The organism is Rhodococcus sp. GXMU-t2271 (assembly GCF_041414735.1).
Lineage (GTDB): Bacteria > Actinomycetota > Actinomycetes > Mycobacteriales > Mycobacteriaceae > Rhodococcus > Rhodococcus indonesiensis.
Genome location: NZ_JAUIZP010000065.1, coordinates 50,387 through 72,471 on the forward strand (window position 1 = coordinate 50,387; position 22,085 = coordinate 72,471).

20 protein-coding genes are annotated in these 22,085 nt (G+C 65.9%); 16 read left to right on the top strand and 4 right to left on the bottom strand.

Translation table 11 applies throughout. The features are described from left to right. Window positions 1–117: 117 nt before the first annotated feature. The 3 genes from QYS60_RS23180 to QYS60_RS23190 all read right to left on the bottom strand — a co-directional run bounded on the left by QYS60_RS23180 (window position 118) and on the right by QYS60_RS23190 (window position 4,554). Entirely contained in the window at window positions 118–1,479 is a 1,362-nt protein-coding gene (locus QYS60_RS23180; RefSeq protein WP_371384372.1) for an MFS transporter, read from the bottom strand. Between the two features lie 86 nt (window positions 1,480–1,565). Beyond that, entirely contained in the window at window positions 1,566–3,707 is a 2,142-nt protein-coding gene (locus QYS60_RS23185; RefSeq protein WP_371384373.1) for a molybdopterin-dependent oxidoreductase, read from the bottom strand. Between the two features lie 4 nt (window positions 3,708–3,711). Then, window positions 3,712–4,554: a glucose 1-dehydrogenase gene (locus QYS60_RS23190; RefSeq protein WP_289378429.1), complete on the bottom strand. Its 843-nt coding sequence runs from the start codon at window positions 4,552–4,554 to the stop codon at window positions 3,712–3,714. A 96-nt stretch (window positions 4,555–4,650) separates the two neighbouring features. On the opposite strand from QYS60_RS23190, the gene QYS60_RS23195 reads away from it, so the two are divergent. The 8 genes from QYS60_RS23195 to QYS60_RS23230 all read left to right on the top strand — a co-directional run bounded on the left by QYS60_RS23195 (window position 4,651) and on the right by QYS60_RS23230 (window position 14,008). Continuing rightward, window positions 4,651–5,466: an enoyl-CoA hydratase/isomerase family protein gene (locus QYS60_RS23195; RefSeq protein WP_289378430.1), complete on the top strand. Its 816-nt coding sequence runs from the start codon at window positions 4,651–4,653 to the stop codon at window positions 5,464–5,466. A gap of 46 nt (window positions 5,467–5,512) precedes the next feature. Further along, window positions 5,513–6,550, top strand: a complete 1,038-nt coding sequence (locus QYS60_RS23200; protein ID WP_371384374.1) for an LLM class F420-dependent oxidoreductase — start codon at window positions 5,513–5,515, stop codon at window positions 6,548–6,550. Continuing rightward, window positions 6,547–8,034 (top strand): acetyl-CoA acetyltransferase, encoded by a 1,488-nt coding sequence (locus tag QYS60_RS23205; protein ID WP_371384375.1) that lies wholly within the window; start codon window positions 6,547–6,549, stop codon window positions 8,032–8,034. Before QYS60_RS23200 ends, QYS60_RS23205 begins: the two co-directional genes overlap by 4 nt. A gap of 77 nt (window positions 8,035–8,111) precedes the next feature. Then, the gene (locus tag QYS60_RS23210) at window positions 8,112–8,429 is read left to right on the top strand and encodes a hypothetical protein (protein WP_289378434.1); all 318 of its coding nucleotides are present in this window, start codon (window positions 8,112–8,114) and stop codon (window positions 8,427–8,429) included. Then, on the top strand, window positions 8,426–8,881 hold the full coding sequence (locus QYS60_RS23215; RefSeq protein WP_371384376.1) for a Zn-ribbon domain-containing OB-fold protein: 456 nt from the start codon (window positions 8,426–8,428) through the stop codon (window positions 8,879–8,881). Before QYS60_RS23210 ends, QYS60_RS23215 begins: the two co-directional genes overlap by 4 nt. Beyond that, window positions 8,878–10,071, top strand: a complete 1,194-nt coding sequence (locus tag QYS60_RS23220; RefSeq protein ID WP_289378437.1) for a transporter — start codon at window positions 8,878–8,880, stop codon at window positions 10,069–10,071. The genes QYS60_RS23215 and QYS60_RS23220 overlap by 4 nt, the downstream gene beginning before the upstream one ends. 23 nt (window positions 10,072–10,094) lie before the next feature. Beyond that, on the top strand, window positions 10,095–11,540 hold the full coding sequence (locus QYS60_RS23225) for an aldehyde dehydrogenase (RefSeq protein ID WP_371384377.1): 1,446 nt from the start codon (window positions 10,095–10,097) through the stop codon (window positions 11,538–11,540). 41 nt (window positions 11,541–11,581) lie between these two features. After that, window positions 11,582–14,008, top strand: coding sequence for a CaiB/BaiF CoA transferase family protein (locus QYS60_RS23230; protein ID WP_371384378.1), 2,427 nt, complete (start codon window positions 11,582–11,584; stop codon window positions 14,006–14,008). A 76-nt stretch (window positions 14,009–14,084) separates the two neighbouring features. Here QYS60_RS23230 and QYS60_RS23235 read toward each other — a convergent pair whose 3' ends face one another. Then, entirely contained in the window at window positions 14,085–15,323 is a 1,239-nt protein-coding gene (locus QYS60_RS23235; protein WP_371384379.1) for a cytochrome P450, read from the bottom strand. A 469-nt stretch (window positions 15,324–15,792) separates the two neighbouring features. Here QYS60_RS23235 and QYS60_RS23240 point away from each other — a divergent pair, with 469 nt between their 5' ends. The 8 genes from QYS60_RS23240 (at window position 15,793) to QYS60_RS23275 (ending at window position 22,051) form a co-directional block, all read left to right on the top strand. Further along, window positions 15,793–16,224, top strand: a complete 432-nt coding sequence (locus QYS60_RS23240; RefSeq protein WP_371384380.1) for a cupin domain-containing protein — start codon at window positions 15,793–15,795, stop codon at window positions 16,222–16,224. A gap of 1 nt (window position 16,225) precedes the next feature. Continuing rightward, complete coding sequence (locus QYS60_RS23245) at window positions 16,226–17,449, top strand: LLM class flavin-dependent oxidoreductase (protein WP_371384381.1); 1,224 nt, start codon at window positions 16,226–16,228, stop codon at window positions 17,447–17,449. A 52-nt stretch (window positions 17,450–17,501) separates the two neighbouring features. Continuing rightward, window positions 17,502–18,314 (top strand): mycofactocin-coupled SDR family oxidoreductase, encoded by an 813-nt coding sequence (locus tag QYS60_RS23250; protein ID WP_371384382.1) that lies wholly within the window; start codon window positions 17,502–17,504, stop codon window positions 18,312–18,314. Window positions 18,315–18,389: 75 nt separating this feature from the next. Continuing rightward, a complete protein-coding gene (locus QYS60_RS23255) occupies window positions 18,390–18,872 on the top strand; it encodes a Zn-ribbon domain-containing OB-fold protein (protein WP_371384383.1) in 483 nt (160 codons plus the stop codon). Beyond that, window positions 18,869–20,044: a transporter gene (locus QYS60_RS23260; RefSeq protein ID WP_371384384.1), complete on the top strand. Its 1,176-nt coding sequence runs from the start codon at window positions 18,869–18,871 to the stop codon at window positions 20,042–20,044. The genes QYS60_RS23255 and QYS60_RS23260 overlap by 4 nt, the downstream gene beginning before the upstream one ends. Window positions 20,045–20,062: 18 nt before the next feature. After that, window positions 20,063–20,545 (top strand): lipocalin-like domain-containing protein, encoded by a 483-nt coding sequence (locus QYS60_RS23265; RefSeq protein ID WP_371384385.1) that lies wholly within the window; start codon window positions 20,063–20,065, stop codon window positions 20,543–20,545. A gap of 316 nt (window positions 20,546–20,861) precedes the next feature. Then, window positions 20,862–21,398 (top strand): flavin reductase family protein, encoded by a 537-nt coding sequence (locus tag QYS60_RS23270; protein ID WP_371384386.1) that lies wholly within the window; start codon window positions 20,862–20,864, stop codon window positions 21,396–21,398. Continuing rightward, a complete protein-coding gene (locus tag QYS60_RS23275) occupies window positions 21,398–22,051 on the top strand; it encodes a TetR/AcrR family transcriptional regulator (protein WP_371384387.1) in 654 nt (217 codons plus the stop codon). Before QYS60_RS23270 ends, QYS60_RS23275 begins: the two co-directional genes overlap by 1 nt. The last annotated feature ends 34 nt before the right edge of the window (window positions 22,052–22,085 follow it).

Sequence of the window (22,085 nt, forward strand, 5' to 3'; positions counted from 1 at the left end):
TCCACGACAATGCGACCCATGCCGATTCGATCGGCATGGGTCGCATTGTCGTTGCGTGACCCCGCACCCGTGCGCGTTTCTGATAGCGCTCACTGCCAGAAACGCGCACGGCGGGTGTTACACGGCCACCGGCGCCGTGTTGTCGTTCTGCTCGCTCGGGGACGTCGATCGGGTACGGGACAGGACGGTCGCCGCAAACCCGAGTAGGGAGACGACACAGATCAGGAGGCTGAGGTACACCGTGGTGTCGTCGAAGGCCAAGGCAACCGCGATGACCGGGACGAATGCCGCGCCGAGTGCATTGCCGGCCTCACGGCCGAGGCCGAGGCCACTGTAGGCGTGCTGCGTATGGAACAGCTCGATGACGTATGCGCCCATCGGGCCGAAGATGGCCGCGACGCCGATACCGTTTCCGGCCGCCATGACCACCCAGTACAGCAACGGGGGTGTTCCGACGCCGGACAGGAGCGAGATGCCGACCCATGCGAATACCGCGCTGTAGAGGAAGCCGAACATGATCACAGGTGCGCGCCCGACCCGGTCCGACAGGGACCCGAACATCGGAATCAGAAGGGCATTCGTGAGCTGTGCGGCGATCAGGCCGACGAGCACTTCCGTTCCGCCGAAACCGAGCTGGTTGGTGCCGAAGGTGCCCATGAACACGATGTAGAAGTAACCGATACCGGTCTGGCCGATGGTCATTACGAGCACGGTCAGCAGGGCGCGCGGTTGCTGGCGGATCACGTCGAAGAGCGGACGCTTCGAGACGGCATTGCTCTCCTCGATCTCCCGGAATGCAGGTGTTTCGGGCAGGCTGCGGCGTAGCCACAGGCCGTAGGCGAGGATTACGACGCTGCACAGGAACGGGATGCGCCAGCCCCACGCGAGGAAGCTCTCCTGGGACATCAGGGACGACACCGTCAGCAGAGACAGCGTTCCGAGCACGCCGCCGAGTGCCGCCCCCATGCCGGGCAGCGATCCCATCAAGCCCTTCTTCTTCTCGGGTGAGAATTCGACGGCGACCAGGGCCGCGCCTCCGTACTCACCGCTGGCGCCGATGCCCTGCAGGATTCGGAGGAAGACCAGAAGAGCCGGTGCGGCCCAGCCGATCTGGTCGTACCCCGGCAGCAAGCCGACGAGCAGGGTGGCGATACCCATCAGGACGAGGGTGAAGACGAGTATGCGCTTTCGGCCGATGCGGTCGCCGAGGCTGCCCAGGATCACCCCGCCCACCGGACGGACCAGGAAGCCGACCGCGAATGTGCCGACGGCCTGTAGCGTTCCCAGAAGTGGGCTCGAGCCGGAGAAGAACACACTCGCGAATACCACCGACGCCGCCGAGGCATAGAGGCTGAAGTCGTAGTACTCGAGAAGGGTTCCGACAAAGGCGGCGCGGCTTGCGCGTCGTGAGTCCGCGCGAGAGCGCCCGGAGTTCGCATCTGCAGGAGAGCCTGCAACGGCGGTTGTACGTTCGGTCATGCGAAACCTCGCGTTGTGAGGGGTGGGCGATCGGCCCGGATGGTGTAGTGACGGGAGACACACTAGCCTATAGGCATTAGATTGGTCTATCGGGGACTCCGTGGTTCACGCCGTGTGATTTCGACATTGATGCCGGTGAGGTGCGACTGATTGCTGAGGATGTCGTATCCTTCTTTTCCGCTGGGGGACAGCATGTTCACGTTCACGCCGGGGTAACGACGCGCCACGTCGAGGCCGCGCGCCGAGCTCTGGCCCCATCCGTGTGTCATCGCGACCACCCCCGGCCTGAGCGTTGCGTCGTATGCCAATGTCGCGTCGATCGCCCCGTGGCGGTTGTGGACGATGACATCGTCACCGGCGACCAGTCCGCGTCGATCCGCGTCGTCAGGGTTCATCCACAGTGGATTGTCCTGGTGATCGCCTTGTTTCAGTATCGGTAGGTTGTGCAGCCAACTGTTCACCATGTACAGGGTGCGACGGGTGATGAGTTTGAGCTGCTCCGGGCTCTCGTTCGACAACTCCTCCAGAATGTCCTCGACGGCGCGGTATGCGCGCCGGAAAATCGCCGGACAGCAGTCGATCAGGCCGTCGTCGTGTTGCACCGCGATGGTGAACATGTGCGACGGGTCCGCTTCGGGCAATACTGCGGTCTGGCAGGGCATTTCTTTGAGTCGCTCGAGGCTCAGGCCGGCGTCGCGCATGGCGGCATCTGCGTTGGCGAGAGGGTTCGGATCGGGGCTGTCGAGCAGCGTCTTCACGCCCATCTCCTGCTGGATTCGGGACAGGATCCACCAGTCGTCGCGCCGGTCGTTCCTCGGCGGTACCACCGCGGGGGTGTACTGCACGTAGGGTTCCATGGCGACGCCCATCGTGTTCAGGAAGTTGACGTCCTCGTGTTCGAGCCAGTCCGTGGCGGGAAGAACGTAATCCGCCATCTCGCCGGTGACCGTCCGGTACAGGTCGATCGTGACGATCAATTCGAGGTCTTCCAGCGCGCGACGCATGCCCTCTGCTCCACCTACCGACAACAGCGGATTGCCGGAGATGACGATCAACGCCCTGATCGGATCGTCCCTGTTCGCGATGTATTCCGGCAGACGTGCTGCGGGTAGATCCCCACCGACCGTGCGGACCTCACCCAAGCTGTCCCGGAAGAACGGATCTTCGCGTTTGCGCTTCGAATTGTGCACGACGTCGGTCATGCCGCGGGAGTAGATGTTGCCGCCTCGGCGGCCGAGATTGCCAGAGAAGAGGCTGATCATGTTGAGCATCCAGTACGCCAGTGCGCCCTGGCGTCCCTGGTTCACCCCGGTCGCCATGTAGATGCTGGCGGTGGGGGCGGCACAGAAGTCGTCGGCGACCTGCCGGATGACGTCGGCTTCGATGCCGGTCGCTGCGGTCACTCGCTCGACGGAATACCCTCGCACGAAATCGAGCAGCCCGTCGATGTTGCGGGCATGCTTCTCCACAGCGGGGCGGTCGTATCCGATCCGGAAGACGATCTCGTGCAGGATTGCTGCGAGGAAGTAGAAGTCGGAGTCGGGTTTGATCAGCAGCACATCACCGGTGTCCGGTCCCGACGACTCGATCCGTCGCGGATTGACGAACAGCACGGTACCTCCGCGCTTCTTGACCGCCCGGAGCTTGGCCATCGGGTCGGAGATGTGCAGCAATGTCATGCGTGAGACGAGAGGGTTGCTGCCGAGACACAGGAAGTAGTCGGTGTGTAGCAGATCTGGGATCGGATGCGCCATCGATGCCCCATAGATCGCCTCGCTTGCAGCATATTTTGCCGATGTGTCCTGGGTTCCGGCGCTGAAACGCATCCTGGTGTCGAATCCACGGGCGAGGGACGCCGCGTTGGCATAGTAGGTGCCGTTGAACGCGGACGGGTTGCCTTGATAGACGGCGAGCGCGTTGCGTCCGTACCGCCGGCGAATGTCCATGATTTTTTCGGCGATCTCGCGGACCGCATCGTCCCAGTCGATCGGTGTGAAGTTGCCGACCCCCTCGTGCCGGGGATTCGTGCGTTTGAGTGGACGGTCGAGGCGGTTCGGGTCGTTGTGGACGTGGAGGAAGTGCACACCCTTGTGGCAGGCGAACCCCTTGTGAATCGGATGATCCTTGTCCGGTTGCAGTGTGATCTCCTGCTCGTTCCGGATGTGGGCGACGAGGCCGCAGCCCGGCTCGCAGATGCGGCAGAACGTGTGGACCCGGCGCGTCGTCACGGGGTCAACCGCCTACGGTGACTGTGCGACTCGATGCCGACTGAGCCTCGTCCCGATAGTTGGACGGCCACTTCTTGCCCAGGGTCAGGCCCCCGTCCACTCCCAGGGCCTGGCCCGTGACGAACTCCGCGTCGTCGGAGGCGAGGAACGCCGCGGCGTGCGCCAGGTCCTCGGGTTCGCCGGCTCGCGGGATGGGCTGGAACGTCGTCAGGCTACGCCGTACGGCGTCGACGCTGCGGTCGAGTGCTTCGTCTTCGAGTCCCGCACCGTGGCCGACGATGCGGGTGGCGACTCCGCCGGGGACGAGTGCATTGACACGGATCCGGAACTCGGCCAGCTCCACGGCCGCGGTCCGGGTCAGTTGCAGCACTGCGGCTTTCGCGGCGCTGTAGGGGTGGGGTCCGAATCCGGTGCGTATGCCCGCGACGCTCGAGACGTTGACGATGCTGCCCGAGCCCTGGTCGCGCATCACGCGCGCGGCGTGTTTGGTCCCGAGGAACACGCTGCGTGCGAGCACGGCGAACCCGTCGTCCCATTCCTCGACAGAGGTGTCCTCGAGGAATGTCCAGGCACCTACGCGGCCGGCGTTGTTGACCATGCAGTCGAGTCGTCCGAACCGGTCGATCGCCAGTGCGACGGTGGCCTCGACCTCGGATTCGACGCGCACATCGGTGTGCAGGTACACGCCGCGTGGTCCGAGGGCGGCGGCGACGGCCTGCCCGCGAACGTCGTCGACATCCGCCACGATCACGCGGGCCCCACGCTCGGCGAATACCTGTGCAGTGGCCGCGCCGATTCCACTGGCGGCTCCCGTCACCACCGCCACTTTGCGGTCGAGGTTCGTCATCGTGAGCTCCTTCGGTTGTGTACGCCGGTTCCTCGAGCTTTAATCTAAAGGCATTAGTCTGTCTCTGTCGAGTCCTTCGCCCCTGGGGAGAGCCGTATGTCCGATGCAAAACCGATCCTGACCGAGCGGCCGCGGCCGGGTGTTCTCCTGATTCGGCTCAATCGTCCGGACGAGCTCAACGCCATGAACGTGGACCTCATCGACTCGCTGCACCAGGTGCTCGCCGAGGTGCGAGACGATTCGACCACTCGTGCGATCGTGCTCACCGGTGCGGGACGTGCCTTCTGCGCAGGTTTGGATCTGCGCGGATACGGAACTCCGCTGGGCGCGACCGAGGGGGAAGGTCGCGCGCAACTCGGACTGCGGGTGCAGAAGCACATCGCGGGTCTCGTCGATGCATTCCGCAGTGCGCGGCCACCGATCATCGCGGCGGTCAACGGTGCCGCAGCGGGCGGCGGAATGTCCCTCGCGCTCATGGCCGACATACGCATCTTGTCGGAATCCGCCGTGTTCCATGCCGCGTTCATCCGCCGCGGCCTGTCCAACTGCGACATCGGCATGAGCTGGCTGCTGCCGCGCATGATCGGGTTCTCCCGCGCTGCACAGATCATGCTCACCGGCAGGTCCGTCGACGCTGCCGAAGCCGAGCGGATCGGACTGACCTCGTCCGTCGAGCCCGCCGATGAGCTGCTCGACGTCGCGCTGGACACTGCCGAGGCCATCGCACGCAACAGCCCGTTCGGTGTCTGGATGACGAAGGAAGTGATGTGGTCGAACCTGGAAGTGCCGAGTATGCGCGCCGCGATCGACCTCGAGAACCGGACGCAGATCCTCAGCTCCCTGACCCGCGATCACAAGGAAGCCGTGGTCTCGTTCCTCGAGAAGCGTCCGCCGCAGTTCCGGAATCACTGACCGGCACCCGATTGATTCGACGACACCGAAGAGGCAGTGAAGCAGCATGAGAGTTGGTATCGCCGCAGGGTATTGGGGCTCGGGTCCGCCGCGCAACGTCGAACGGATGCTCGCCGAAGCCGAAGCGCTCGGAGTCGACGGTTTCTGGACGGCCGAGACCTACGGGTCCGATGCGCTGACGCCCCTGGCGTGGTGGGGAGCCCAGACTTCGAGGATCAAGCTGGGGACGTCGGTATGCCAGATGTCGGCACGCACACCGACCGCGCTGGCGATGGCCGCGCAGACCCTCGATCACCTCAGCGGCGGTCGCGTGATCATCGGCATCGGCGCGTCCGGACCGCAGGTCGTCGAGGGTTGGTACGGGCAGCCCTACCCGCGCCCGCTCGAACGCACCCGTGAGTACATCGAGATCATGCGGCAGGTGTGGGCGCGTGAGAAGCCGGTGACCTACTCGGGACGGCACTACCAGCTGCCGCTCGAGGGTGGCTCCGGACTGGGGAAGCCGCTCAAGTCGATCGTTCATCCCCTCCGCAACGACATCCCCGTCTACATGGGCGCCGAGGGCCCGAAGAACGTGGCGCTCGCCGCCGAGATCGCCGACGGCTGGACGCCGCTGTGGTTCTCGCCCAAGAGCGACGAGTTCTACCGCAAGGCACTCGCCGAGGGCTTCGCGCGCGAAGGAGCGCGCCGCACCGCCGACGACTTCGAGGTCGCGAACGTGTGCTGGCTCATCGAGAACGACGACGTGGAGAAGGCCGCCTCCCGACTCAAGCCCACCGTCGCGCTCTACGCCGGCGGAATGGGGGCCAAGGGTGTCAACTTCCACAACGACGTGTTTGCCCGCATGGGGTGGGGTCAGGTGTGCGCCGAGATCCAGGACCTGTACCTGAGCGGACGGCCCGAGCTCGCTGCGCAGGCCGTACCCACCGAGATGGTCGAGGACGTCGCCCTCGTGGGTCCCGCGGACAAGATCATCGAAGAGATCGAAACCAAGTGGAAGTCCACGTGCGTGACCACCCTCATCCTCGGTGGCTGGCCGAAGCCGGAGAACCGCGAGCGCATTCTGGAGGCGGTGCAGTCGTGACCCTCGATCCGAGAACCCCGATCCTGGTCGGCACCGGCCAGGCCGACGAACGCGGCGGCGGCGTCGAACCCGTCGATCTGATGGTGCGCGCGGCGCGCGAGGCCGCTGCCGACGCCGGGTCCGCGCGCCTGCTCGCACTGGTCGACTCCGTCCGCGTCGTCGGGCTCTTGTCGTGGCGTTATCGCGACCCCGGCGCACTCGTCGGGGAGCGTATCGGCGCGACCGTACGGCACACCGGTTACTCCGGAAACGGTGGCAGCACCCCGCAGGTGCTGGTCAACGGCGCCGCCGAGGACATCGCCGCCGGCCGCGCCGACGTCGTGCTCATCGGTGGCGCCGAATCGTGGCGCACCCGCACGAAGCTGCGGGCGCAGAAGCAGCGCCCGGAGTGGACCGTGCAGGACGAGTCGGTGCCCGCTGCCGAGATCATGGTCACCGATGTGCCGATGGCCGACGAGAGCGAACGCCGGATCGGTCTGGACCGGCCCTCGTACGTCTATCCGCTGTTCGAGCAGGCGCTGCGGATCTCGGCAGGACGCTCCCCCGAGGAGCACCGCGAATTCATCGGGGGCCTGTGGTCGCGGTTCAGCAAGATCGCGGCGACGAACCCGAACGCGTGGGTGCAGCGGGAGTACACCGCGGCGGAGATCGCGACACCGTCGCCCGAGAACCGGATGATCTCCACGCCCTACACCAAGCTGCTGAACTCGAACAACATGGTCGATCAGGGTGCGGTGCTGCTGATGTGCTCGGTCGAGACCGCGACCCGACTCGGTATTGCGCGGGAGAACTGGGTCTTTCCGCAGTCCGGTACCGAATCGCACGATACGTACGCCATCGCCGAGCGAGGCGCCCTCGACGGGTCGCCGGCGATTCGCATCGCGGGCGCGCGGGCTCTCGAGCTCGCAGGTATCGGGCTGGACGACGTCGCCCACGTCGACATCTACTCGTGTTTTCCGTCGGCGGTACAGGTTGCGGCGAACGAGCTGGGACTTGCGCTCGACGATCCGGGTCGGCCCCTCACCGTGACCGGTGGTCTGACCTTCGGGGGCGGCCCGTGGAACAACTACGTGAGCCATTCGATCGCGACCATGGCGCGACGGGTGCGGGAGTCCCCAGGTTCGTACGGTCTGGTGACCGCCAACAGCGGTTATCTCACCAAGCATGCCGTGGGCGTGTACCGGACGGAACCTCCTGTCGGAGGGTTCCGGCGGCTGGACGTGCAGGCCGAGGTGGTGGGGCAGCCCACGACCGCCGCGCTCGTGTCCTACGCGGGCACGGCGTCGGTGGAGTCGTGGACCGTGGTGTACGGCCGCGACGGTTCACCGGAGCGCGGTTTCCTCGCGGCACGCACGGCGGCAGGGGAGCGGGCCCTCGCGGCGACCACGGATGCCGAGGACCTCGCGCGCCTCACGGAGGTCGATGTTGCAGGTCAGCACGTCTCGATCGCGGAGAACGGGCAGTTCCACTTCGCGCGACGTTGACGGCGTTTATCTAACGACATAAGGTTATTGCACTGACGGACACGACCGGCTCGTGTCACGAATCGAGGAGTTCACAGATGTCTGTCGAAGACTTTCGTGCACTGTACGAACAGCATGTCGGCTACGTTGTCGCCGGAAACATGAAGGCCGCTCTCGCCGACATGGTGCGAGAGAACATTCCGCAGGTTTTCGACGGAATCGACGCCCCCCGCGAGGCCACGAAAGGATTCGAGATCAAGGACGTGCGCGCCGAGGGTGACCGGATGGTGGGCGAGACCGTCTACGACATGGGCGACCGTTCGATCGGGCTGCGCTCGATCTGGGAGCTGCGCGACGGACGCTGGCTCGCGGCGAAGCTCGAGAACTTCCCCGCCGGAACCGAGGCGAACGCATGACCGCAACAGAACTCGCGACCGAACCGTGGGGACCCGCGCCGGACGGACTCGATCAGCCGTACTGGGACGGTCTCCTCGCCGGTGAGCTGCGCCTTCAGCGCTGCAGCGATTGCCGCACGTGGATCTGGGGGCCGCAGGCCATCTGCGGCAACTGCCACAGCTTCGATCTCGACTGGGAGGCCGTCGAACCGGTCGGCACCGTCTACAGCTGGAATCGCAGCTGGTACCCGTACATGGACGAATATGCCGATCGGTTGCCGTACGTCACGGTGCTCGTCGAACTGCCGCACGCCGACGGCCGCCGGGTCCTCGGCATCCTCACCGACGACATCGATGCGAACCCCGAGATCGGCGACCGAGTCGTGGGAGCGTTCGAGCGGACCGAGGGTGCCGCCTGGCCGTTGTTGCGCTGGCGCCGGGCCGACTCGATCGTAGAGGGAGAAAAGCGATGAGCGACAACGCCCTACGCGGTGCCGCCGCAGTCGTCGGCATCGCCGAACAGCATTACAAGCGCGGCGAGGCGCCGCACAGCGAAAAGCGCATGACGCTCGAGGTCATCCTCGAAGCATGTGCCGACGCAGGCATCAACCCCCGCGAGATCGACGGCTTCGTCTCCTACGCGGGGGGCGCCAACGACGGGGCCATCATCGGCGGCGCACTGCTGATCGACGAGCTGCGTTGGTCGAACATGATGTGGGGCGGTGGCGGCGGCAGCGTCGCAGCTGCCATCACGAACGCGGCAACTGCGATCGCCACCGGTCAGGCCGAGTGCGTGGTGGTCTACCGCGCCATGACGCAGGCGGATACGGGTCGGCTCGGATACGCGAAGTACCACTACGGCAGTCACTTCCTCGCGCACGGCATCGGTTCCCCCGCGCAGATCTGTGCGATGCGCACTCAGCGGATGCTCGAGCACGGCGGGGTGCCGCGCTCGGCGATGCGCTCGCTCGTCCTCGCCTCGTACCAGCACGCGCAGAACAACCCGACCGCGCAGGGCTACGGCCGGCCCCTCGACGAGGACTCCTACGAGAACTCGCGGTTGATCGCCGAGCCGTTCCACCTGTTCGATTGCTCCCGGGAAAGCGACGGCGCGGTCGCGTTGGTGCTCGTCTCGGCCGAGCGGGCCAAGACTTTGCGCCCCGACCCGGCGTACCTGCTGTCCGGCGCACAGGGCGCACCGGGCGGATACTCGGAACTGATCGACAACGACCTGGGCGAGCAGTACATGAGCGCCGGATTCGGCCCGGCGAACAACGGAAAACCCGGTGTCGCCGAGCGACTCTGGGCCGGGGCAGGCCTCGGTCCGGACGATGTCGACGTCGTGCAGGTCTACGAGAATTTCAGTGGTCCCGCCGTTGCGGCACTGATCGATCACGGCTTGTGCCCGCCTGGAGAGGCGGCCGGCACCTTCATGACCGTCGACAATCTCACCGCCCCGAACGGCAAGCTGCCCGTCAACACCAGCGGCGGCAACCTCGCCGATTCGTTCATCAACGGTCTCAACCTCGCGGTCGAAGCAGTCCGGCAGATCCGCGGTACCTCGACCAACCCGGTGGCGGGCGCGAAGACCTCCCTGTTCATCGGCGGCCCGATGGCGCCGTTGGTGAGCTCGGTGCTGCTCGGCCACGAAGACACCCTCTGACCGCCACCTCCGAAAGGCACGACATGAACGATCAGGACAGGAACGAACTGTTCATCGGCGGCCGATGGGTGGCGCCGAAGGCCGGTGGCACCGTCGACGTCGTCGAGGCGGCCACCGAGAAGGTGCTCGGTATTTCCGCTCTGGCGTCCGAGGTCGACATCGACGACGCCGTTGCGGCCGCGCGCACAGCACTCGCCGGCCCGTGGAGCAGGCTGACCGACGTCGAGCGTGCGGACCTGCTCGACAGGTTCGCGGCCGCCCTCAAATCCCGCGGTCGCGACACGTCCCGACTGGTGAGCCGCGAGAACGGCATGCCGATCGCGCTGTCGGGCGGTGTCAACGGTTTCGGCCCCGCCGCGATGCTCTCGTACTACGCCGGGCTGATCCGCAACGCGTCCAACGAGGACGTGCGGCCGAGCGCATTCGGCGGTCGCACCGTCGTGCGACGCGAGCCGGTGGGTGTGGTCGCGGCCATCACGCCGTGGAACTACCCCCAGCCGCTCGCCGCGATGAAGCTGGCTCCCGCGCTCGCGGCGGGATGCACGGTGGTGCTCAAGCCCGCGCCCGAGACGGCACTCGACGCGTTCGCTTTCGCCGACGCCGCGCTCGAGGCCGGTCTGCCCGGCGGTGTGGTCAACGTCGTCCCGGCCGGCCGCGACGCCGGTGCCTACCTGGTCTCGCACCCGGGCGTCGACAAGGTGGCCTTCACCGGGTCCACGGCGGCAGGCCGTGCGATCGGTGAGGTCTGCGGGCGGCTGCTGCGTCCGGTCACGCTCGAGCTCGGCGGCAAGTCCGCGGCGATCGTCACCGAACAGGCCGACCTCGACGTGTTCGCGAGGAACCTGCTCGAGGTGTCGTTGGTCAACAACGGCCAGACCTGCCACGCGAGCACTCGGATCCTCGCCCCGCGTTCCCGGTACGACGAGGTCGTCGACGCGGTCACCGAGACCGTACGGGCACTGACCGTGGGCGATCCGCTCGACAAGGCCACCGACGTGGGGCCGCTGGTCTCGGCGGCCCAGCGTGACCGCGTTCTCGGTTACATCGAGTCGGGCCGCGCCGACGGATACCGCATCACCACCGGCGGCGGCATCCCCGGCGATCAGCCGCAGGGGTGGTTCGTCGAGCCGACCGTGTTCGCCGGCGTCGACAATTCCGCGCGCATCGCGCAGGAGGAGATCTTCGGGCCGGTGCTGACCGTCACCGCCTACGACGGTGAGGACGAGGCAGTCGCGATCGCCAACGACTCGGAATACGGACTCGGCGGCACGGTCTGGACCACCGACGAACAGCACGGCCTCGATCTGGCGGCACGGATCCACAGCGGCACGGTCGGGGTGAACTACTACGCCCTCGACCTGGACGCGCCGTTCGGCGGCGTCAAGTCGTCGGGCCTCGGTCGCGAGCTCGGCCCGGAGGGGCTGGCACCGTACTACACGTCGAAGTCGGTGTACTTCGGAACTCGCTGACCAGAAACACCTCTCGCGTCGAGCCACATTTGGAGCACAAGATGGCACTACCCCTGCACGGTGTCCGGGTACTGGAACTGACAGACGGATTCGGCGACACCGCGGGCCGGTTTCTCGCCGACCTCGGGGCCGAGGTCGTCCACGTCGAACTTCCCGGAGGCTCGGCTTCGCGCTCGGCGCAACCGGTCCGCAGCGGTGTGAGCGTTCCGTTCGCGCTGCGCAATGCGAACAAGCTCGGAGTCACCCTCGATCTGGACGGAGACGAGGGACAGGAACGGCTGCGTGACCTCGCGCGACGCTCGGACATTCTTCTCGAGTCCTTCCCGCCGGGGTTCCTCGCTGCTCGGGAAATCGGTGCCGAACACCTGTGCCGGATCAATCCGCAGCTCGTGGCCGTGTCGATCACCGGCTTCGGCCAGGACGGGCCGTATCGTGACTGGACTGCGACCGAGCAGGTGCTCTACGCACTGAGCGGTGTGCTGTCGCGTTCCGGCGAACCGGGGGAGCAGCCGCTGCTGCCGCCTCACGGGCTGATCGACGAGTCGGTGGGCGTGCACACGGCGTGGTCGGCGCTGCTCGCCTACTTCGATCGGTTGCACACCGGACGGGGACAAACCGTCGACATCTCGGCGTTCGAGGTCATCGTGCACGGCTTCGACCCCGGATTCGGTGTGCAGGGCTCCGCTGCCGCAGGTCGCTCCGAGGACTTCCCCCGTGGCCGGCCCGACGCCGCCAACTTCTACCCGGTGTACCGCTGTGCCGACGGGCAGGTGCGCATCTGCCTGCTCGCCAGGCGTCAGTGGCGGGCGATGTTCGAATGGCTCGGTGAGCCGGAGGAGTTCGCCGATCCGAAGTACGACACGATCCCCGCACGTTTCGCCGCTTCCGATCGGCTGAATCCGCTGATCGAGAAGCTGTTCAGCACCTACACCCGCGACGAACTCGTCGCGGAAGGCGCCGCTCGCGGGATTCCCATCGGCGGGCTCAACACCGTGTCGGAGGTCCTGAGGACCGAGCACTTCGATGTATCCGGCACATTCGTCGACGCCGAGATCGCGTCCGGGCTCGCCGCTCGGGTGCCCTCGGGCTACGCGAAGATCAACGGTGAGCGGGCCGGATTCCGGACTTGCGCACCGAAATTGGGTGAGCATAATCGAGTGCTGTTCGGTTCGGTCGACGACGACGCTCCCGTTCGGATCTCCGCGCCGCTCCGCGAACCGGGTGCCCGTCCGTTCGAGGGACTGCGCGTCCTCGATATGGGCGTGGTGGTGTTCGGCGCGGAACTCGGGCGACAGTTCGCGGACTACGGAGCCAATGTCATCAAGATCGAAAATTCCAATTTTCCGGACGGTCTGCGACAGTCGAAACGTGGCGCAGCCCTCGCGGCGTCCGTGGCGTGGGGGCACCGCAACCGTCGCAGCTTCGGCCTGAATCTGCGCAGTCCCGAAGGCATCCGCATCTTCAAGCGCCTGGCGGCCGACGCGGACATCGTGCTCGCCAACTTCAAGCCCGGCACGCTGGCGTCGATGAGGCTCTCGTACGACGAGCTCGCCGCCGTCAACCCGCGCATCATCGTGTCCGAGAGCAGCGCTTTCGGCAGTGTCGGCCCGTGGAACAAGCGGCTCGGCTACGGACCGCTGGTGCGGGCAGCCTGTGGCGTGTCGGCACTGTGGCGGTACTCGGACACGGCCGACGGATTGTGCGACGGCTCGACCGTCTACCCGGATCACATCGCCGGGCAGGTCACCGCCACCACCATCCTTGCCGCGCTGATCGACCGACTGCGGACCGGGCGCGGTGCCGCGATCGAAGTGGCCCAGGCCGACGCCGCGATCGTGCAACTGGGCAACCAGCTCGTCGCCGAGCACCTCGAACCAGGATCGATCGGTGCGCCCGGCAACGCCGATCCCTACTCGGCGCCGTCCGGCGTGTACGCGTGCGCAGGGGACGACGAATGGTGTGTCGTCACCGTCCGCGACGACACGGACTGGGCGAGGCTGTGCGGTGTGCTCGGCCGGTCCGATCTCGTCGACGACTCTCGCTTCGCCACCGCCGAGCTCAGGATCGGCCACCGCGCCGAGGTCGACGAGGTGCTGGCGGAGTGGCTGCTCCGGCACACGCCGACCGAGGCGATGGAGACCCTGCAGGCGGCCGGGATACCGGCCGGCGCCATGGTCCGGCTGCCGGAGCTGCTCACCAACCATCAGCTGGTCGCGCGTGGCGCCTACACCGAGCTGGAGCATCCCATGCTGCCCGCCCCGCTGCCGACGGCAAAGCAGGTCGCGCACTTCGCGGCGCTGCCGGACTGGCCGTTGCGGCCCGCACCGCTGGCGGGTGAGCAGACACGTGAGATCGCCGAGGAAACCCTCGCGCTGAGCACCGCGGAGATCGACTCACTGGTTCGCGACGGCGTGCTGCAGCCACCCGCGGACGATCGGGCGCTGTCGCCGGTTTCCTCCACGGCGTGACACAGCAGAGAAGGTCCCCGGAGGTAACTCGGGGGACCTTCTGCTGTTCCGACCGACGTCCCGCAACCGAGCGGGATCAGCGCGACGACGGCGTGAACGTGATCGGCAGCTTCTCACATCCACGGACCTGGGACGAGTGGAAGACCGGGGGATTGTCCGGAACGAGGGCGTAGTCGGGGATCCGCTTGTGAATCTCCTCCAGGGCGAGCCTCAGCTCGAGCCGCGCGAGATGGGAGCCGAGGCACCGGTGCGGGCCGGCGCCGAACCCGATGTGGCGGTTGGGGTGCCGTTCGATCTGTAGCTCGTCAGGGTTGTCGAACTCGTCGTCGTCACGGTTGGCGGAGGTCATCACCACCAAGAGTTGGTCGCCGGCCTTGACCGAGACACCACCGATCTCGGTGTCCCGGGTCGCGCGACGGCCGCCGCTCGTGGCGGTCTCGATCCGCAGGATCTCTTCCACTGCCGACGGGATCAGCGTCGGGTCGTCGACGATCGCTTCGCGCTGCTCGGGGTTCCGCGACAGGTGGATGAGTCCCCAGGCGAGAGCGCCTTGGACGGTGTGGAGTCCCGCGACGAGAAGCAGGAAGAACATTCGGCACAGTTCCTCGTCGGTGAGCTGCCTGGGTGTTCCTTCGACATCGAGTGGGGTGTCGATGATCTGCGCCGTGAGGCTCTCGGAGTCGTCTTCGCCGGATCGGACCCGGGCGACCACTCGCCCGAAGTACTCGTAGATCTCGCCGGCGGCCTTCGCACGGGCCTCGGCCGATTCCTCCTCGCTCGCCCCGGGGATGCCCTGGAGCGTGATGTCGGTCCACTCCGTGAATCGCGGTGCGTCGCTCAGCGGCCAACCCATGAGCGCAAGGAAGATCCGCGTCGGCAGTTCGTGTGCGAACTCGGAGATGAACTCGCACTCGCCCTTTTCTGCGAAGTCGTCGATCAGCGCGGTGATGATGCCCCGGATCTCGGGCTCGAGTGCCTTCATCTGCTTGGGGCTGAAGAGCGGCTGCAGTGCCTGCCGGTAGTAGCTGTGTTCGGGCGGGTCGAGCTCGAGGGGGAGGAACTTGCCCTGCGCCGCGTTCAGGAGATTGTTCGGGTAGCTCGAGAACGTCTCCGGATCCTGAAGGATCTGCAGGGCTTCCTTGTACCGCGTGACGACCCAATGCCCGCCGTGGTGGGGAGAATAGAGGATCGGCCCCTGCTTGCGCAGGGCGGCGGCACGCTCCTGGAAGACGTCGCTCGGCACAGCCAGGGACGGGTCGTACACATCGAAGTCGGTGATCAGATGTGCGGGAATATCGATCGGTGTCGTGATCATGGGGTCCTTCGCGAGGGTGTGGTCCGGGAGATCGCCCCGGCGGTCGGGTGGTCCTCCGGCGAGTCGGGTGAGATGGCGCTGTGACGAGCGCAGACTGACGTGGGGGAGGGGCGATTGCCTTGGGCCGAAGGTGGATCAGCGGTTTCCTACCGGCAACAGCGTATGTGCTCTCGTCCGCATTTCGCAGGGAAATTGTTGTCGCGCAGTGCCACTTGACCGATTAACCGATAGGCTTTAGATTGGCTGGTGTGATGCGCAGCACTCGCGGACCGCGGGTGGGTCGCGTGCCACACGCAGCATGCCGTGGTGTCTTGCGCGCTTAGCTCAGTTTGAAATCCGTTGTGAGAAAATCGCTTTCGTCTCTACTCTCGTCTCTCTTCTCGTCACCGGTCGTCGTCGTAGAGCTATCTCCCGAAGGGCAAATATGAGCTTTCGCCGCGTCGTCACAGTCGAACAAAATGGTGTAGCCGTGCTCGTTGCAGACGAGAAGATCGAGAGGTTCGACGCCGCCGGCATCGATCCGATCTGGCGAACCGACTACGTTCCCGCGGTCCCCAATTCCGGGGTGGTACCCGACACCGGGGGATTTCCGGATCCGGGCGGAGTGTGGGTGATCGGCTGGGTGCTCGAGCCTGGTCGCATCGGCGACAGCGACAACGGAATCGTCGTCATGGACGACGAGGATCCGGGGTTCCACCGGACGGATTCCGTGGACGTGCATGTCCTTCTCGAGGGTTCGCTGGTGCTCGAACTCGACGACGGCGTGGAGATCGAGCTGAATCCGGGCGACACGGTGGTGGTCAACGGGAACAGGCACCGATGGCACAACCGCGGAGAAGGGACCGCTCGGGCAATCGTCACCATCTGCGGCGCGTCACGCAACGACCGACAGGAGAACTGAAATGGAATCGGCAACCGAGAACACCGGGTCCAACGTGAACTGTGCGCCGGCTGCGAGGAAGGCTCCGCTCCGGTGCGGAGTGTTCCTTCCGCCGTACCACAACCCCCGGCGTAATCCCACGATGGCGATCGAACAGGATCTCCGCCATGTCGAGGATCTCGATCGGCTCGGTTTCCACCAGGTATGGTTCGGCGAGCATCACAGCGGTGGATACGAGGTCGGTCCGTCGCCGGAACTGATGATCGCGGCAGCCGCGCAGCGGACCGAGCGCATCGAGCTGTGCAGCGGTGTCATCTCTCTCCCGTACCACCATCCGCTGATGGTGGCCGACCGAATCACGTTCTTGGATCATATGACTCGAGGACGCATCAGGATCGGAGTCGGGCCGGGCGCGCTCGTGGCCGACTCGCAGATGATGGGCATGGACTACAACCTGCTGCGGCCGCGGATGGAGGAATCCCTCGACGCCATCCTGGAACTGCTCGAGACACCGGGACCGGTCGACCGGAAGACCGAGTGGTTCTCCCTCGAGGATGCCCGAGTGCAGCTGGGCCCCTATTCGTACCCCGGCGTGCCGATCACTGTCGCGGCCGCGATGTCCCCGTCCGGGCCCAAGCTTGCCGGCAAGTACGGACTCGGTCTGCTGTCCATCGGAGGCACCAGTGACAAGTCGTTCGAACTGCTCGAGCGGACGTGGGGCATCACGACCCACGAGGCCAACGAACACGGTCGGTCGGTCGACCGCGCCGACTGGGCGATCGTCGGCAACATCCACATCGCCGACACCTTCGAGCAGGCCGTCGAGGACACCCGGTACGGGCTGCGCGACTTCATGGACTACCGCCACGTCGTCACCCCGATGAAAATGATCGAACCCGGCGAGGAAATCGCGCACGAGGAACTGGTCCGGCGCGTCAACGAGTCCGGATACGGCTGCATCGGCGATGCGAACGACGCCATCGACTACATCCAGAAGATCATCGACCGCACCGGGGGCTTCGGCACCTTCCTCGCGACGGCCCACGACTGGGCCGACACCGAGGCCACCTCTCGCATGTACCGCATCCTCATGCGCGACGTCATGCCGCGCTTCACGGGTACCTGCGAACCGCTGCTGAACTCCTATCACTGGACCCAAACGCGCAAGGACGGCTTCAGTGAGCGCTTCGCGACCGGCATCAGCCAGGCGACGCAGGACTACGAGCGTGTGAAGAGTGCACGGTAGTCCGTCCGGCAATTGCCCGCTCGACACCGTTATTTCGAATCCAGGAGAATCGATGACCTCACTCGACGGAAAAGTAGCAGTCATCACCGGCGGAGCTCGCGGTCAGGGTCGCTCGCACGCGCTCACCCTTGCCGCTGCCGGCGCCAGGATCGTGGTCTGCGACGTCGCCGCACCGATCAGGGATGTGCAGTACGCACTCGCGACACCGGAGGATCTCGAGGAGACGATCCAGCTGGTCAAGGACGCCGGGGGTGAGATCGCCGGCATGCAGGCGGATGTGCGGAGCAGTGCGGACATGAAGGCTGTCGCAGATCTGGCGGTATCGCAATTCGGAAGGATCGACATCCTGCTGGCGAACGCCGGTATCCACGATCACTGCGAGTCGACGATCGAGATCGAGGACGACGCGTGGCAGACGATGCTCGACGTCAACCTCACCGGAGCGTGGAAGGCGTGCAAGGCGGTCGTACCGGTGATGATCGAAGGTGGTCGAGGCGGATCGATCGTGATCACCTCGTCGGTCGACGGACTCGGCGCTTCTCCCTCGTGGGGGCACTACGGCGCAGCCAAGCACGGACTTCGAGGATTGAAGGACACGCTCGCATTCGAGCTCGCCGATCACAACATCCGCGTCAACACGGTCAACCCTACAGGCGTGAATTCGCCTATGGCAGATGGGCTGTCGAAGGTCCTGCCGCACGTCGTACGCAAGTGGAAGCACAACGACCGGACGAATCTGCTGGACGTGATGATGCTCGAACCGCAGGACATCTCCGACGCCGTGCTGTGGCTCGTATCCGACGGCGCGAAGTACGTGACCGGGATCGACCTGCCGATCGACGCGGGCTACCTGACCAAGCACTGACCGACCAGGTCTCCCGCGAGACCCGCCCGCAGGGCGAAGGAGCGACATGCCGATTCACGACAGTGGAGTGATCCGATGACACCGGGTACCGGAGGGGTCCGCGAGTTCCCGGCCACCGCCCTGGCCGGACCGTACGCCGACGGCCTGGATCTGCCCTACTGGGAAGGCCTGCGAGCCGGTGAGCTGCGCCTGCAGAGATGCGACCAGTGTGGACTGTGGATCTGGGGGCCACGCTGGATGTGCGGGCAGTGCCGGACGTTCGATCCGGCATGGGTCGCCGTGGAACCGGTCGGACGGGTGTACTCGTGGTCGCGGACCTGGCACCCCTTCGTCTCCGAACTAGCCGGCGACCTGCCGTTCGTCACGGTTCTCGTCGAACTTCCGCACGCCGGGGGACGACGGGTGCTCGGTCTGCTGGCCGAGAACAGCGAAGCCGACATCGCCATCGGTGACGCGGTTGCGGGAATCATCCAGCAACCTGCCGACGCGCCCTGGCCGGTGCTCCGCTGGCACCGTGCAAGCACGTCGAATGCGACCGGACAGGGAGACAGGCGATGACCGGTACCTTCCTCCGCGGTGCCGCGGCCGTCGTAGGTGTCACCGAGTTCCACTACAAGCGTGGCGAATCGCCCGACAGCGAACTTCGGATGACGTTGCGGGCCATCGTCGAGGCGGCTGCCGACGCCGGGGTGTCGCCCCGCGAGATCGACGGCTTCGTCTCGTACGGCGGCGGTGACAACGACGGGACCGTCGTGGGGGCGTCACTCATGTCCCACCGGATCGGCTGGTCCACCATGATCTGGGGCGGTGGCGGTGGTGGGGCCGCCGCGGCGATCACCAACGCGGCGGTCGCCATCGCAGCGGGGCAAGCACGGTGCGTCGTAGTGTACCGCGCGATGGCACAGCGCGATTCCGGCCGACTCGGATATGCCAAGCACCATTTCGACGGTCACATGCTGCCGCACGGAGTCGGATCCCCCGCCCAGGCCTGTGCACTGCGCACCCGACGGATGCTCGAGCACGACGGCGTTCCGGAATCCGCGATGAGGTCCCTGGTTCTCGCCGACTACTTCCACGCGCAGCGGAATCCGGATGCCGCGGCATTCGGCCGCCCACTCGACGAGCAGACCTACGAAGCCTCCCGGATGATTGTCGAGCCGTATCGGCTGTACGACTGTTCCCGCGAGAACGACGGAGCCGTTGCCCTGATCCTGGTCGCTGCCGATCGCGCCGAGCAACTCCATCCCAGTCCGGCCTACGTGCTGGCCGGCAGCCAGGGTGCGGTAGGGGGCTACGCCGTCGACACGGAGAACGATCTCGACTACACCTCGGCGGGATTCTCCGGGGCGGCGGGGGTCGCGGAGAATCTGTGGGCAGGTGCCGACCTCGGTCCCGACCAGGTCGATGTCGTCCAGGTCTACGAGAACTTCAGTGGTTCCGGGGTGGCTGCGCTGATCGACCACGGGCTGTGCCCACCCGGTGCCGAAGCCGGCAAGGTCATGACCCTCGAGAATCTGACGGCTCCGCACGGACTGCTCCCGGTGAATACCAGCGGGGGCAATCTCGCCGACTCGTTCGTCAACGGGATGGGGCTGGCAGTCGAGGCTGTGCGGCAGGTGCGGGGAACCTCGACCAACCAGGTTCCCGATGCAAAGGTCTCGCTCTTCATCGGCGGCCCCATGGCCGCGCTGTCGAGTTCGGTCCTTCTCTGCACGCGCGACGTGCTGTGAGCTGAAAGGAAGCATGACGTGAACATCGACGCCGACGGTCTCTCCATCGCCGACCGCATCGTCGGGGCCTGGGAACTCGTCGAGTATTCCACCACCTCCGACAGCGGGAAGGTCGACTACCCACTCGGCCCCGAGGCCCGCGGGCTGATCGTCTACTCGGCGGACGGGTACATGTCGGCGCAGATCATGCGTCCCGACCGAACCCGGTACCGCTCGCGAAACGTGCACAGCGGCGAAACGAACGAACGAGCCGAGGCTGCCGGGGGATACCTCGCCTATTCGGGGCCCTACGACGTCGACGAGGACGACTCCGCCGTATGGCACGAGATGGCGGTCTCGCTGTACCCGAACTGGCTCGATGAGAAACAGAAGCGAACCGTGCGCTTCGACGGTGACCGGATGACCCTGTCCTCGGATCCGCTCGTGTTCCGCACCACCACCCTGTCCCCGGCCCTGGTCTGGCGTCGGACCGCGCCCCGTGCGGAACGGGCCGCACCGTGAACGCGAAGGGCGTCACCGTCGCCACAGGCCTGTCGACACCAGCCGCGCCGGTTCGACAGCACGCCGGCTGAGACCCCACCCAACCATCGAGGGCGGAGGGATCCGTGCGCATCGTTCTCCACCGAAGGTCCGGCGACCCGCAGATCCGGCTCGAGGACACAGGGGAGTTCGGCTCCCTCCGCATCGAACCTGCCGACCCCGAGCACAGCATCTCGACGAATGCACATGCCTGCTTCGGCAGACCACCCCTCGAATGGATCAGTGCTGCAGTCGATATCAGGGTGCACATCGCACCGAGCGGATGAGAGGACGAGACATGTCGACCCGTTCGGACGGCAGCACCGGCCAGGTTACGGACACTCGGGCGCTCCGCGACGCCCTGGGACATTTCTGTTCCGGTGTGACGGTGGTGACGGCAATGGTGGGCGACGAACCGGCCGGATTCACCTGTCAGTCGTTTTCGGCGCTGTCGCTGGATCCGCCTCGGATCCTGCTGTGCCCGAGCCGGCGTTCGACGAGCTGGCCGGCGATCCGCACGGCCGAGACATTCTGTGTCAACGTGCTCTCCTCGGGCCAACACACGCTCAGCGACGGCTTTGCGAGATCGGGTGGATCGAAATTCGAGGGAGTCCGGTGGCGACCGGCCGTGCGCGGTGCGCCGATTCTCGACGGTGCGGCAGCGTGGTTCGAGGCGGCGCTGGTTGCGGAACACGACGGTGGCGATCACCTCGTCGCGGTTGCCGACCTCCTCGACTTCGAATCCGATTCGATCACGCAGCCACTGGTTTTCCATCGGAGCCGATACGGCGAGGTCGTAGAACTGAGGCCTGGGACGATCGAAGGTAGGAAGTGATGGGAAGACCGGCAAGGCCTCTGATCAGCCGGAGCGCGACGATCGCGGCAAGCATCGAGCTCATCGACACCGAGGGTTTCGATGCGTTCAGCCTGCCGCGGGTGGCCAGACAACTGAAGGTGAAAACCTCATCGCTGTACCACCATTTCGCCGATCGCCGTGAGCTCATGACCGAGGTGGCGAAGGAGCTGATGACCGAGGCCACGGTGCCCGAGTATTCACCGGGTACGGACTGGGTGGAATGGTTCGTCGAACTAAGTCTCAATTACCGCGACGCGATTCTTCGCCACCCCGACGCGGCCATCGTACTGGTGCAGTTTCTTCCGCGGGACGTCCTGACGAGAACGTACGAAATGTGTGCGCGAATCCTCGAGGACGGAGGGGTTCCGGCACGTCTGCACATCGTGATTCTGGACGGACTGGAGAAACTGGCACTCGCGACCACGCTGAGCGAACTCACACGCGAACCGGTCGGAAGCACAGAAGTTTTCCCGAACGTCGACGAGCGTAGACACCCGACGCTCGCCCGCGCGCTCGAAGCCAACCGATGGTCGTCGCGTGAGCTGTTCGTGGTCACCATCCGCGGATTCCTTGCCGGAGTGCTGGATTCGGCCCGCACGTCGGTCAGTGACGACAGCCTGCTCGGATCGTGATCGCCGAGTCGTTGCGTCCGACTTTTTCCCGGTA